Origin of the sequence: Veillonella seminalis, from assembly GCF_003992065.1 — a bacterium.
GTDB classification, from domain to species: Bacteria; Bacillota; Negativicutes; order Veillonellales; family Veillonellaceae; genus Veillonella_A; species Veillonella_A seminalis.
On the sequence record NZ_RQUZ01000012.1, the window covers coordinates 70275 to 83439 of the forward strand.

11 protein-coding genes and 2 tRNA genes are annotated in these 13165 nt (G+C 45.9%); all 13 read left to right on the plus strand.

Going from position 1 to position 13165, the window contains the following annotated elements; translation table 11 throughout:
• The first annotated feature begins 50 nt into the window (after positions 1 to 50).
• Positions 51 to 1568: a DUF2157 domain-containing protein gene (locus EO126_RS08865; protein ID WP_006556066.1), complete on the plus strand. Its 1518-nt coding sequence runs from the start codon at positions 51 to 53 to the stop codon at positions 1566 to 1568.
• On the plus strand, positions 1558 to 2190 hold the full coding sequence (locus EO126_RS08870) for a hypothetical protein (protein ID WP_006556067.1): 633 nt from the start codon (positions 1558 to 1560) through the stop codon (positions 2188 to 2190). The genes EO126_RS08865 and EO126_RS08870 overlap by 11 nt, the downstream gene beginning before the upstream one ends.
• A gap of 84 nt (positions 2191 to 2274) precedes the next feature.
• Positions 2275 to 2571: an ArsR/SmtB family transcription factor gene (locus EO126_RS08875; RefSeq protein ID WP_006556068.1), complete on the plus strand. Its 297-nt coding sequence runs from the start codon at positions 2275 to 2277 to the stop codon at positions 2569 to 2571.
• A gap of 175 nt (positions 2572 to 2746) precedes the next feature.
• Positions 2747 to 3910, plus strand: coding sequence for an isochorismate synthase (locus tag EO126_RS08880; protein WP_006556069.1), 1164 nt, complete (start codon positions 2747 to 2749; stop codon positions 3908 to 3910).
• A gap of 131 nt (positions 3911 to 4041) precedes the next feature.
• Positions 4042 to 5985, plus strand: coding sequence for a 2-succinyl-5-enolpyruvyl-6-hydroxy-3-cyclohexene-1-carboxylic-acid synthase (gene menD, locus EO126_RS08885; RefSeq protein WP_006556070.1), 1944 nt, complete (start codon positions 4042 to 4044; stop codon positions 5983 to 5985).
• Entirely contained in the window at positions 5975 to 6895 is a 921-nt protein-coding gene (menH, locus tag EO126_RS08890) for a 2-succinyl-6-hydroxy-2,4-cyclohexadiene-1-carboxylate synthase (protein WP_006556071.1), read from the plus strand. Before menD ends, menH begins: the two co-directional genes overlap by 11 nt.
• 99 nt (positions 6896 to 6994) lie before the next feature.
• Positions 6995 to 7837, plus strand: a complete 843-nt coding sequence (menB, locus tag EO126_RS08895; protein WP_006556072.1) for a 1,4-dihydroxy-2-naphthoyl-CoA synthase — start codon at positions 6995 to 6997, stop codon at positions 7835 to 7837.
• Between the two features lie 18 nt (positions 7838 to 7855).
• Positions 7856 to 9307 carry an o-succinylbenzoate--CoA ligase gene (gene menE / locus EO126_RS08900; protein WP_006556073.1) on the plus strand — a complete coding sequence of 484 codons (1452 nt, stop codon included), beginning with the start codon at positions 7856 to 7858 and terminating at the stop codon, positions 9305 to 9307.
• Between the two features lie 102 nt (positions 9308 to 9409).
• Positions 9410 to 10666 (plus strand): o-succinylbenzoate synthase, encoded by a 1257-nt coding sequence (gene menC, locus EO126_RS08905; RefSeq protein ID WP_006556074.1) that lies wholly within the window; start codon positions 9410 to 9412, stop codon positions 10664 to 10666.
• 95 nt (positions 10667 to 10761) lie between these two features.
• Positions 10762 to 11142 carry a PaaI family thioesterase gene (locus EO126_RS08910; RefSeq protein ID WP_006556075.1) on the plus strand — a complete coding sequence of 127 codons (381 nt, stop codon included), beginning with the start codon at positions 10762 to 10764 and terminating at the stop codon, positions 11140 to 11142.
• Between the two features lie 167 nt (positions 11143 to 11309).
• Positions 11310 to 12533, plus strand: coding sequence for a chloride channel protein (locus tag EO126_RS08915; protein ID WP_127008525.1), 1224 nt, complete (start codon positions 11310 to 11312; stop codon positions 12531 to 12533).
• A 233-nt stretch (positions 12534 to 12766) separates the two neighbouring features.
• Positions 12767 to 12843: transfer RNA gene (locus EO126_RS08920), tRNA-Pro, on the plus strand.
• A gap of 9 nt (positions 12844 to 12852) precedes the next feature.
• Positions 12853 to 12926 (plus strand) — tRNA-Gly (locus EO126_RS08925).
• Positions 12927 to 13165: the final 239 nt, after the last annotated feature.

The window sequence follows — 13165 nt, forward strand, 5'->3', positions numbered from 1 at the left end:
AGGGGCTTTGCTCGCCAAGGGGCAAAGCCTCTTTTTAGAATGGAGGTACTATGAATAAACAACGGATTGTTTGGCTACATGAACAATTGCCTGAATGGGAGGAGAAGGGCTGGATTTCTAAAGAACATGCCGCACAAATGCGCGTGTTTTATGGTACCGTAGACACCAAGAAGGGACCTTCACTCAGAAGATTGTTGGTGTTATTATTGGGGTTGTTACTTACAAGTTTGGGTTTATTTTTACTTTTTGCCGGTTATTGGTACAGTTTTTCACCGGCCGGTCGTATGGATTGGTGTATTGCTCTCTTGTTATTGGCGGTCATCGCTTTGGGACTGGGTGTTTGGAAAGTCCCACGAGGCAGCATCTATGCGGAAGGTATAGGGCTTTTTTATGTGGCGGCTCTTACCATTTCGACGGTATTGATGAGTGATACCTATTATACGGGCGAAGGCTGGGGATTTTATTCACTCCTTATTATGCTGTTGACCTTGCCGGTTATTTATCTCTTGGGTTCCGGTTTTACCATGATGGCTTACTTGCTGATTGGTTTATTATGGAGTGTATCGGTACGGGAACTTTCGCTGTGGGGAGAACCTGTATGGCTGTGGTTGCTCTTGGCGGCCGGCAGTCCGTTCTTTGCGGAACGGTTGCGCCGTAAAACCCGTTCCTATTTGTCGACCTTATGGCTTTCATGGGCCTATGTGGCGGCTATTTTCGGTACGTTCTTCTTTACGATTAATTCGTATAATTTATCGCTCAGTTTATTCTTTGTAGCCGCTTTGTCGGCAGCCACCTATGCATTGGGGAGCTTATCTCGTGAACAGGGATTGTGGTCTTTGCCGTTCCGCGGTATTGGTGTCCTTGGTCTTATGTACGTCGTTGTATACGGCACTTTCATTAGTACTTGGCAGGAAGAAGCAGCTGCCTCGGCTGATTGGCTGAGTATAGGCTTAGGTCTGGTTGCGTTAGTTTTAGTTGTGGGCGGTTTGAATGCACTTTGGCAAAAACGGATGGGAACAGAGATTTTAATTACTTTCTGTCCGATTATTGTAGGCCTATTAATGCTGTCGGTTCATTGGGGCTTGACGCCGTTAACCGGCTCTATCCTGTTCAACTTGTATATAGTCTTGTTGGCGGGTGTCCTTTTGTGGCAAGGTACGGTAACGAAGCGGGTAGCTTTGGTGAACGGGTGTATTTTTACCTTCTTGGCCATGATTGCGGCCCGATTCTTTGATCCGACTTTCTCATTTGTCGAAAGAGGCTTTACATTTATGGTGACCGGTGTTGCCATATTTGCGGTGAATCTGTTTTATATGTGGCGTAAGCAAACTCGTCAGGCACAAGTTAATTCATCGGTGGCCAGGGCTAATCGGCGATTGCGACGTCGTCAGACATTGGGCGATGATGAACATATCGATGTGGCGGCTCAGACGGACGATTCGGTTAACGGCACGGCAGCCGAAAACAGTGATGGTAATGTCACCGATTCGCGTGAGCCGGCTGCGACTGCGAACCCTGTAAATAATGAAAGTGATACACGAAAGGGGGGAGCCGACGATGCGCAATAAAGTATATATTAAATGGATTCTCTTTGTTGTGGTAGGTATCCTTACCTTATTGTCACCATTTTTTATTCAGCAACGGTCTACGTCTTTGTTGCAAGGCGGCGGTGAATACCAATGGCCGGTTTCCTTGTCGCGTACGGCCGGTTGGATTCCGTCCGATTATTTGAGTGTCAAATTTTTAGGAAGTCGCGGGCCATGGCAGGGCGGGCGTTTGCCGGTCCATGATCAGGAAGTCTATGTATGGGTTTCGGCCAAGCCGAATGGTATTTTGGAAGTAACCGGCGTATCTGATAAAAAGCCGACTGCCGGTGATTATATTTTGGCCCGGGTTACACGTGTGGAAAATACGGATGTAGAATTCCACCTGCTTTTTGACCGGGTAACATTAGATTTGACCAAAGTTAATCCTGCATTTTATACGACCTATAAAGGCACATTGCTGGCCACCCTTAAGATTAAAGACGGGTATGGTGTTGTTACCGGTGTATATTCACGGGGTGTTTCTTTAGAAATGGCAACACCGGAAAGTGAAGCACAACAGGAAATTGATAGTCGGACACCGCTTAATCAAATTGGTGAACCACCGACTGCACCGACTGCGACAGATGCTGCAGGTCAAAATTAAGCTGGTTAAAAAATGGTTTTTCGGTATATAATGTAAAACAGTGGATAGATGAAGAAATAATAAACGTGTAATAGGAGTTATGGTATGGATGTTGCTCATGCACAGGTAGATGTGCAAGAATTGGCTGATTTGTTCAAAGTGTTGGGAGATCCTACACGAATTCGCATTGTACAGCAATTATTGAATAAGGAGATGTGTGTTACGGATATTGCCGAATCTATGGGGATGGGGCAATCCGCTATTTCACATCAATTGCGTGTATTGCGTCAAGCTCGTCTGGTAACATTCCGTAAAGAGGGCAAAACCGTAATGTACAGTCTTAATGATGAACACGTGGTTATGTTACTCAGCCAGGGGATTGAACACGTATCACATCAGTAAACATAATAATTGGGTACTAATCTTAAAGCCGCCTGTAAGGGCGGTTTTATTTTGTCTTTGATGCTTGATGAGCACGATTTTATTTTGCTTTGGTTCCCTGATGAGAGCGGTTTTCTTTTACCCTATGAGAGTGGTATAATAAGATGTTACAGATAATTTAAGAATGAGGATGTTTATGAAATATACAATCTTTCCAACAGATATATCGGAACCGTTGGCTGTATGGCAACACTTCGATGGGGAGGAACGGGTGTATTGGCATGATACGCAGGTTAACCGTGTTATTGTAGCGGCCGGTCGGGTTAAACGTATTACCGAGGCGGAATTACCGGAATATCCGTGGGCCTGGTACAGCCGGACCTTTTTCGATACAGTGACTGATAAAGCGTGGCAGGACATGGGTAATGAATTGGTAGTTTTTACGCATTACTATGTACAGGAAGAAGGCCGTGCTTATTGGGTAACGGCTGCTGACGAGCCGCCGACCGTTAAATCGGATGCGATTACTCCGACGGATCATGTGTATCGGCAAGCGGATGCCGATGACTATGCGGCTTGGCAGGCATTGTTCGGCCATATTCAAGCCGGTATTGCGGCCGGTACGGTGACTAAGGTGGTAGCGTCGCGTAAAGTGACGCTCGAGAGTGATAAACCTTTTGACAGCACGTCGATTATCGGGCGTTTGGTAGCTCAAAATCAAGGTGCTTTTATCTTTGCCTATAGTAAGGGTGAGGCTGTATTTTTAGGTGCTTCGCCGGAAGTACTGGTACGCAAGCGCGGGCAGGACTTTATGAGTTATGCGTTGGCAGGCACTATGAAAAAAGATGACATTCATGATCAAGGGGCACGCCTTTTGGCTGATGCTAAAAACCGCTACGAGCACAATATTGTGGTAGATATGATTAAGTCTACTATGAGCGATTTATGCGAGCGGGTGGAAGTGAAAGATACGCATATTATGGAGCTCCCTAATTTGTATCATTTACGTACATTGCTTTATGGTCATGATACGGAGCATTCAATTTTGACAATGGCTAAAGCACTTCATCCGACACCGGCTATGGGTGGTGAACCGCGTGAAGCGGCGTTAGCTCTTTTGAAACAGTATGAGCCGTATGAACGCGGTTTATATGCGGCTCCCATCGGCTGGGTGTGCGGCAATACGCCACTCTTTCGTGAAGCCGGTGACGGGCTTTTGATTGTAGGCATTCGTTCGGCCCTTATCCATGGGAAAACTTTATATGCCTATGCCGGTTGCGGCGTGGTGGCCGATTCGGATTGTCGGTCGGAATACACCGAAACAATGACTAAATTACAAACTATTTTGCGAGCCTTATAGGTGTTTTGTTTACCTGCAGAGGCTTCTGCGGAGCTTTGCTTGAACTATCAAGTCATAGGCTTAGTCGGGGCTATATGGTACAATTAAAAAGCAAAATAAGTGTATTGTCAGAGATTTTATGGAGGTGTACGATGAACGAATATATTGCAGCTGCAGTAGATGAGTTATTTGAACTTGGTGTCCGTCACGTAGTATTCAGCGGCGGGTCCCGTTCGACCGGTATGGCCGTGTTGTTCATGGCTCATGGCGGCTATAAAACATATATGAATATTGATGAACGTTCAGCCGGCTTTTTGGCACTCGGTTTGGCAAAACGCCTGCACAGGCCGGTGGCTTTGGTGTGCACCTCCGGTTCGGCCGGTGCTCATTACTATCCCGCTGTTATTGAGGCGTTTCACAGTCGCGTACCGCTAATTGTGCTCACCGCCGACAGACCGCCAGAAGCGCAGTTTGTAGGGGCACCGCAAACGATGGACCAGGTAAAACTTTTCGGATCCTTTGTGAATCATTTTGAAACGCTGAGTCCGGATATTGCCGGGAGCACGGCCACGGCGTCGGCCGTGTATGCTCGTCAGGTGATTCAGCGGGCTTATATGAAGGCAATGGACAGCGTACCGGGACCGGTGCAGATTAATGTGCCTTTACGTGAACCGTTGGTACCGGATATGAGTGCTGAGCAGTTTGCCAAGGGACGCCTTCAAAAAGAACGGCAGTTTAATATGAAACCGGGCATTATGCGTCTCGGTGAAGAGGCTATGGCAGCGCTGGCCGAAGACCTTGAAGGGCGCAAAGGCCTTATCGTGTGCGGACCGGCTACCGGTCGTGACGGTGATGATGAATATTATCGTGAAAACGGTTATGGTAACGGTTTGGCGTATTGTCAGGGTATAGAATTGTATCCGGGGTTTTACGATAATCCTAAACATGTAATGGGGAATGCTTATGGCACGGCTATGTTGGCTTTAGCTGAAACTTTGACGGCCCCCGTGTTGGCCGATTCGTTATCGTCGGTGAGAGCGTTAAATCATCCGCTCATTATCGACAAGTATGATACGTTTTTGAGCAATGCGGACTGGCAAGCAAAACTGGTTCCCGATTACATCTTAATGATGGGTCAAATGCCGGTTTCCAAACGATTACAGCAGTTTATAAAACAGCATCCCGATATTATGTGTTATCAGATTGATGCAGGTACAGCTTATCGCAATGGTACGGTGACGACTAATGTAGTGTTACAAAGTGATCCTGTTGCCTTCGCTTTGGATGCAGTCAAATCATTAACCGACACCCGTTGGTCGGTCGAACAGCTTGATGAGGCGGTTGAATCCGATGTATCGTTTGAAGAATTTTTAACAGTCAGAAACAATTATGTCGAAAAATTATGCGGCAATAAATATGTGAACCGTTGGCTGACGGCGCAGCATAGTACCAGTCTCCGAATGAACAAGGTTCATGAGGAAGCCACTTTATTTGAAGGCCGTTTTGTGCATGAACTGAATGATGCACTCGATGGACGGACCTTAATAAAACACGGATTGCCGCAGGCGGTGAACGTAGTGGTAGCCAACAGTATGCCGATTCGTGATTTCGATTACTTTTGGCAACAAGGCAAACCTAATACGCGCGTGTTCGGCAATCGCGGTATCAACGGAATTGACGGCACTGAATCAACGGCGTTGGGTATTGCCGCTGCCAAGGGTGAGCAGACCGTACTCGTGACGGGGGATTTATCTTTTTTCCATGATATGAACGGTCTTGTTATGGGGAAAAATGAAGGCTTAAACTTAGTAATTGTGTTGTTTAATAATGATGGTGGCGGTATTTTTGAATATTTACCGCAAAAAGGCATTAATCATTTTGAATATTTATTTGGGACGCCGCAAGGGCTGAACTACAGTGCGTTAGCCGATTTGATGGGCATTCGCTATCAGGCGGTTACGTCGTACGAGACGTTTGCCGATGATGTAGACCGAGCCCTAAAAGCTGGTGGCATCCATTTGCTGGAAGTAAAAACAAATCGTGAAGTAAGTCGTGAACTTCACAGAAAGTATACGGTAACTGTGTATGAGAAATGACTTCGATGACAGCCTTGATGAAACATCAATGTACGATCAAGGTGATCGAGAAGAGATTACGGCTGTTTTGGAAGCAGCCGATGATGTATATATAAGTATTGATAACGTGTCGTACCATGTGTCCTTAAGGGGCGAAGGTATGCCGCTTATTTGCCTGCATGGTTTTGGCGAAGCCGGCGATACTTGGGACAAATTACAACTCCCGGGTTTTCGCCTGTATTGCGTAGATTTCTTGGGACATGGTGTATCGGATCGATCGCACAATCCGGTACTATATCAGTTGGATACAGTGCTTCGACACCTGTATACGCTGATTCATACTTTGGTAGGTGAAGAACCGTACGGTCTTATGGGGTACTCGATGGGCGGTCGTATAGCCCTTCAGTATGCAGCTATGTATGAGCCGTCAAGGCTTTTGTTCCTCATATTGGAATCGGCTTCGGCGGGGATTGAAGACATCAATGAACGGCAGGAGCGCGCGGCTCGTGATGAAGTGTTGGCTCATAAGATTGAAACCCATTCCATTGAATGGTTTGAAGATATGTGGTCAAAACTGCCTATTTTTGAGACGCAACAGAAATTGTCGTCGGCGGTGCAACATACGATTAAAGAACGGCGACTCAGTAATACGCCGGAGGTATTGGCCCATACATTACGCGGTACCGGTCAAGGTATGACGCCGTATGTAGGCAATAAAATCTCTGAATTGGAGATGGAGATTCTCTATGTATCGGGCTCGCTTGATACCAAGTATGATACAATCGGGCAAACTGTTTTCGGTATTTGTGAAAATGTGGCTCATGTGTCGGTCGCGGAGGCCGGTCATAATGTGCATACGGAAATGCCCGATGCGTTTAATGATATAGTAAATCTATTTTTATCAGATTATAATGACAAGAACATCAGTTAATAGGTATTGAATATAACTCAATATGATGTAACATGTAGATAGTGAATACGTGCCGTATACAGTCAGAACTGTCGGCAGATTTTTAAAAAGGAGGCTATTATGAGCAAGTTTGATTGGCAAGTATTGGATCGCGGTTATGAAGATGTAATTTATGAAACCTATAACGGCATTGCCAAAATTACCATTAATCGTCCGGAAATTCGCAATGCGTTTCGTCCTAAGACGGTTGTAGAACTCATTGATGCATTTACCATTGCCCGTGATGATACTGAAGTGGGTGTAATTATTTTGACCGGTGCCAACCACGGTGGCGATGTGAATAAAGAAGCATTCTGCTCCGGCGGCGATCAGAGTGTACGCGGTAACGGCGGTTATGTAGGTGAAGACCGTATTCCGCGTCTTAATGTACTCGATCTTCAGCATTTAATCCGCATCACGCCAAAACCTGTTATTGCCATGGTTAACGGCTATGCAATCGGCGGCGGTCATGTACTTCATATCGTTTGTGACTTGTCTATTGCCTCTGAAAACGCTAAATTCGGTCAGACCGGTCCGCGTGTAGGTTCCTTCGATGCCGGTTACGGTGCCGGTTACCTCGCTCGTTTGGTTGGTCATAAAAAAGCCCGTGAAATCTGGTTCTTATGCCGTCAATATACGGCTCAAGAAGCTCTCGACATGGGCCTTGTTAATACAGTCGTGCCTTTTGATCAGCTCGAAGAAGAAACCGTTAAATGGTGTGAAGAAATTCTTCAATTGTCCCCAATGGCACTTCGTTTCTTAAAAGCATCCTTCAATGCCGATACCGACGGCCTCGCCGGCTTACAGCAATTCGGCGGCGATGCTACCCTTATGTTCTACACGACCGATGAAGCTAAAGAAGGTCGCGATGCGTTCAAAGAAAAACGCAAACCTAATTTCAAACAATTCCCTAAATTCCCTTGATAGGAGGACGTTTTAACTATGCGATGGTTACGAGAGCGGGCGCAAGCAACTCCGAATCAGCCCTTTCTTGATGGCTATACTTATAAAACGATATATGAGCGTACTGTGCTGCAAGCTGGCTTTTTGTCGGCCGTAGTGCGCGGTGAAAACCGTATCGGCCTTTGCAGTGAAAACTCGGTGGATATGGCGGTGATGCTCTTTGCGTTATGGTCCTTAGGGAAAGAAGTATTTTTAGTCAATCCTCACCTCACGGTGGCGGAGCAGGAACAGCAGGCCCTTGATCTGAAGGTGCACTTGATCTTTGCATCGCCTACAGTGCAGGAACGGGTAGAAGCAACCTGTAACGGTCGTTTTTGCAGGCCTCACCACAGTGCGGTGAATGAAGTGGCTTGGCGTACCTGGTCTGCTTTACCGCCTATGGATGAAACGTCGCGCATGCGACTGGTCCAATGTTTTGAAGGCCTCTTGGTACCGCCCTTGATGGACCAGGCTATTGCGGCTATTATGAACACCAGTGCTACAACCGGTTCGGTTAAGTCTGTGCCGCTTCGTTGGGGCCAGATTGAGGCACATGTAAAAGCATCGGCCAAGGTTCTTGGCGTTACGCCGACGGATAATTGGCTCACTGTGTTGCCCATGTTTCATGTATCGGGTTTGTCCATTATTTTACGAACCTTATATAACGGCACGGCGGCTACGATTATGTCGTCCTTTGATGAAGATAAAGTCGTGAAGGGTATTACATCCGGTGAATTAACCATGGTGTCTTTAGTTCCGACTGTATTACAACGCATTGTGGATCGTATCGACAAGCATGCTCTTAGGGTGGTACTCTTGGGCGGTGAATTTATTCCCGATGCCTTGGTGGAAACCTGCTTAGCCAAAGATATGCCGATTTTTAAGACATACGGCATGACGGAAACGTTTGCTCAGAGTGCGACAGTTAATGTGCTCGAGCATCCGGACAAACGGCAGGCGGTGGGGAAACCGTTGCCCGGCGTTGTCATCGAAGTGCGCAATCCGGATGAAACCGGTATCGGTGAAATCTGGTTGCAGTCGCCTATGTTGATGACGGGGTATTTAGGCAAACCGCCGATTGTAGGCTTTTTTAACACCGATGACATGGGCTATTTGGATAAAGCCGGGTATTTATATATCGTAAATCGACGCCAGGATATTATTATATCCGGCGGCGAAAATATCTATCCGAAAGAGTTGGAGGATTGCCTATATCGTTTGCCGGGCGTTACGGAATGCGCCGTAGTGCCTAAAGAAGATGAACGTTGGGGGCAGGTGCCGATTCTTTATTATGCCGGTGAAGCCAGTGTAAAAGCGGTTAAAGAACATTTAAGTGAAAACTTGGGCCGCTATAAACAGCCGAAAGCCATTTGTCGTTTGGCCCGTTTGCCGCGGAATAATTCGGGCAAAATTATGCGCCGGACACTTATTGATGAAGCGGCGGATATGTAAGGCTTTGGGCCCGGTTACAGGGAATAGCGTTTGGCTATCTCTACGGGGATATAACCAAAAGTAGTTGATAATTATAATATGGTTAGATGTGAGGGACAAACGATGACTCATGAGATGACGATAACAAAGATTACGTTGTGGCACATTGGTTTACCGATGCGCTTTACCTTTCGTACGTCCCAAGGCACCTTATCACATAGAGAAAGTCTTATCGTAGGCGTCACTACATCGTCAGGCTATAGCGGTTATGGCGAAGTGGTGGCGTTTACGGAGCCTTTTTATACGGCAGAAACGTTAGCCAAGAGTAAAGATATACTGTTGACGACGTGGCTGCCTTTTTTTGTAGGTAAAACGCTGTCCGGGCCTTGGGCGATGTATGAGTTGATTCGGCAGTTAAATCCGGTCGAGCAGAATGTGGCAGGGACTGGTGGATACGATGCGTTACGGCCTGCCGATTATGATGAGTCACGGGCTGCCGATTATGATGAGTTTCAGCCTATTGAGTGCGACAGGTTGCGATCTCAATACCCCATGGCTTGGGCCGGGCTGGAGAATGCTTTACTTCATGCCTATTACGGTGAGCAGGGGTTATCGACTATAGGGACTTTGGTGGCCGGTAAAAAACGGAGAGCCATCGAATCCGGTGTAGTGCTCGGCGATATGCCGATTCCTGAATTGTTAAAAGTCGCAGCTGCGCACGTAGCCAAGGGCTGTAAGCGCATTAAGTTGAAACTGAAACCCGGTGATGCGGTGGAACGAGTAGCAGCAATGCGCACGGCTTATCCGGATATTATATTGGCCGGTGATGCCAATTGTAGTTTTGATACTACCCGACTCGATGAGATTATAGCACTCAATGCGTATAATTTACGTTCTCTGGAAGAGCCGTTTACATCAAAAGGGGCAGCTCAGTATAAAGCATTGCCACAAACGTTGCGTAAAGCCATTAAGACGCCGCTTTGCTTTGATGAAAGTGTGCAATCATTGGCGGACTTAAAAGATATGCATGAAAGCGGATGGATGGATTTACTGAATATTAAAGTCGGACGGTTGGGTGGCCTTCGCGAAACCATAGATTGTATTAACTATTGCCGTGCTCATAATATCGGTTTTTGGATAGGCAGTATGGTGGAAAGCGGTGTTTCAAAATACATGCATGTGCAGCTGGCGACACTGGCCGATACGTGGATGGCCGGTGATTTATCGGATATGAGTCGGTATTTTGATGCGGATATTATTACCACGCCAATCGAGTTTTCAGAAGGTAAATTAGCGGTTGATTTTAAACCGGGACTTGGTACCGCGATTAATGAAGCTATACTTAACGAATATACGCTGGATAGGGTTGTTTTTGAATAGTCACAGACTGATGTGGCGAGGATATATTTTGCAAGGCGTATTTGCAGGTAAGAATTTACAGGAAAGTATATACATAAATAAGAAGGGAGATAGCAATGACATTAGTTGATCAACTTAGCATAGACTATGTGAATCTGACGGATACAGGCTTTGAAAGTGCCATGACAATGACGGAATTTCATGCACAACCGTTTGGCTTTTTAAACGGTGGGGCCACTTTAGCCTATTGTGAAGCTATAGCCGGCATGGCCAGCAATTTAATAGGCAAAGGGGCTTATGTAGGCGTAGGCCAGACAATTACGGCTCATCACTTAAAAGCAACGAAACCGCAGGGAAAATTACTGGCCAAGGGTACTTTGCTTCATGGCGGTAAACGCAGTCATGTGTGGGAGATTAAAGTGACCAATGAAGCGGGGGATCATATTTCTCAGGTAACCGTAGTGAATGCACTGATTGAAATGAAACAGGGAAAATAACTTATTTTACGACAGGCCTTCGTGACGTATTGCTTTTGTAAAAAAATATGTAGTATGTAAATAAGTTGTACAATGAGTCGGAAATAGGATTTTAAGTGTTATAATAGGGATATAATTTATAAATTTTAAAGTAAACGAAGAAATACAGGTGTAGGAGTAAATTTTGTATGTTAGAGCGTAAAGTGTTTGGTCTGGTCGTTTTAGTCGGTATCTTTGCCGGCATTGTGGGCATAGTATTTACTAATTTATTACATGTTATTCAGCATCTCACCTTTGGATACAGTGCTGCCGAGCATTTAAGCTTTGGTGTCGGAGTAGCTCAGGCGAGCGGAGAACGCCGCATTTGGGCGCTTTTGGCATGCGGCCTTGTAGGCGGTGTCGGTTGGGTGTTGATTCATCGTTATGGCGGAAAATTAGTCGAAGTTAAAGATGCGGTAAAAGATGTGACAAAAGAAATGCCGCCGATTACGACGTTACTTCATTCCACTTTGCAAATTATAACCGTTGCCATGGGCTCGCCACTCGGCCGAGAAGTAGCACCGCGTGAAGCAACTTCAGCACTCATTACATGGGTGATGCGGTATGTGAAATTGACGAATGAAAATCGGTCGTTACTTATTGCTTGTGCATCTGGTGCCGGTTTGGCGGCTGTATATAATTCACCGGTGTCGGCGACGATATTCGTGTTGGAAACGCTGCTTTTGACATGGAATGTGAGGGCTTTGAGCTCCGCCTTTATTGCCTGTGGTATCGCTACCTTCGTAGTGCGATTGGGCCTTGGCGATACGGTTCAGTATGACATGCCGCAACCGGCTATGATTGGTAATTTTGCTGAATTTGCGGTGCTCATCGGGATTATTATCGGTGTGGCTGTTGTCCTTTTTGATAAATCGCAGACTAAGCTGCCGAAACTTGATCGTAAGAGCCCTAAGATGATTATTTTCTTCGTGATTGCTTTTGGCCTTGTAGGTCTTATGGCTATATACTTCCCTGCTATTTTGGGTAACGGAAAACCGGGCAACCAGCTCACCTTCGCTCATCTTGTGCCGTGGGAATACGGTTTGGGGTTATTTGCTGCCAAATGGGCGGCAGTTCTCTTGGCCATGGGGGCCGGTGCGTATGGCGGTAAAATTACACCATCTATGATGTTGGGCAGTACGTTGGCGTTGGTAGTCGCCATTGCCTGGAACTTTGCTATCGGGCCGATTTCCATCGGGCTCAGTGCATTTTTGGGTGCTGTCGTGTTCCTTGGCTTGGCACAAAAAATGCCGCTTACTTCCGCTGTGTTTATGCTGGAATTATCGCGGTTTTCCGTGGAATTATTCTTTCCGATAGCGTTGGCCATGGGGATGGGGATGCTCACACAAGGATGGATTAAAAGTAAAATATAAGACGATAGGATGAAAACGGCGATTTAAGAGGCAATAAAGAGCCTGTATAATCGTCGTTTTATATGAAGAATACCGTATTTTGTGATGATTTTTGATGGTGTAAAGTTTTTTGCAAAAATTGTAAAAAAATTATAAAAAAGTACTTGCACACATTAGCGTGGTATGATACAATAGCTTTGTTGTTGAGAACGAAGTAGTAAACAACAGCGAAAAGAATAGTATTCTTTATATATCGGGGCATAGCGCAGTTTGGTAGCGCACCTGGCTTGGGACCAGGGGGTCGCAGGTTCGAATCCTGCTGCCCCGACCATTTTTTTATGCGGGTGTAGCTCAATGGTAGAGCCCCAGCCTTCCAAGCTGGTCGCGAGGGTTCGATTCCCTTCACCCGCTCCACTTATAAGAAACGTTACCGCAGTCATGATGACTGCGGATTTTTTGTGTAAACAGATACTCTTTGCAAGTAATAAAAAATAAAAAAGGTTAATTGTAAACTGAAATTGAACATATAAAAAATCCATAGTAAATACCGATTTGTGTTATGATTAATGTCGCTAAACCAAATCTTATACACGAGGTATCGATATCACTATGGACTCTATTAATCATAACACATCATTACGTACAAACAAACA

What these genes read in the sequence shown, in the direction of transcription:
- EO126_RS08865 (WP_006556066.1), top strand. Translation starts at nt 51, where the DNA reads ATGAATAAACAACGGATTGTTTGGCTACATGAACAATTGCCTGAATGG.
- EO126_RS08870 (WP_006556067.1), top strand. Translation starts at nt 1,558, where the DNA reads ATGCGCAATAAAGTATATATTAAATGGATTCTCTTTGTTGTGGTAGGT.
- EO126_RS08875 (WP_006556068.1), top strand. Translation starts at nt 2,275, where the DNA reads ATGGATGTTGCTCATGCACAGGTAGATGTGCAAGAATTGGCTGATTTG.
- EO126_RS08880 (WP_006556069.1), top strand. Translation starts at nt 2,747, where the DNA reads ATGAAATATACAATCTTTCCAACAGATATATCGGAACCGTTGGCTGTA.
- menD (WP_006556070.1), top strand. Translation starts at nt 4,042, where the DNA reads ATGAACGAATATATTGCAGCTGCAGTAGATGAGTTATTTGAACTTGGT.
- menH (WP_006556071.1), top strand. Translation starts at nt 5,975, where the DNA reads ATGAGAAATGACTTCGATGACAGCCTTGATGAAACATCAATGTACGAT.
- menB (WP_006556072.1), top strand. Translation starts at nt 6,995, where the DNA reads ATGAGCAAGTTTGATTGGCAAGTATTGGATCGCGGTTATGAAGATGTA.
- menE (WP_006556073.1), top strand. Translation starts at nt 7,856, where the DNA reads ATGCGATGGTTACGAGAGCGGGCGCAAGCAACTCCGAATCAGCCCTTT.
- menC (WP_006556074.1), top strand. Translation starts at nt 9,410, where the DNA reads ATGACTCATGAGATGACGATAACAAAGATTACGTTGTGGCACATTGGT.
- EO126_RS08910 (WP_006556075.1), top strand. Translation starts at nt 10,762, where the DNA reads ATGACATTAGTTGATCAACTTAGCATAGACTATGTGAATCTGACGGAT.
- EO126_RS08915 (WP_127008525.1), top strand. Translation starts at nt 11,310, where the DNA reads ATGTTAGAGCGTAAAGTGTTTGGTCTGGTCGTTTTAGTCGGTATCTTT.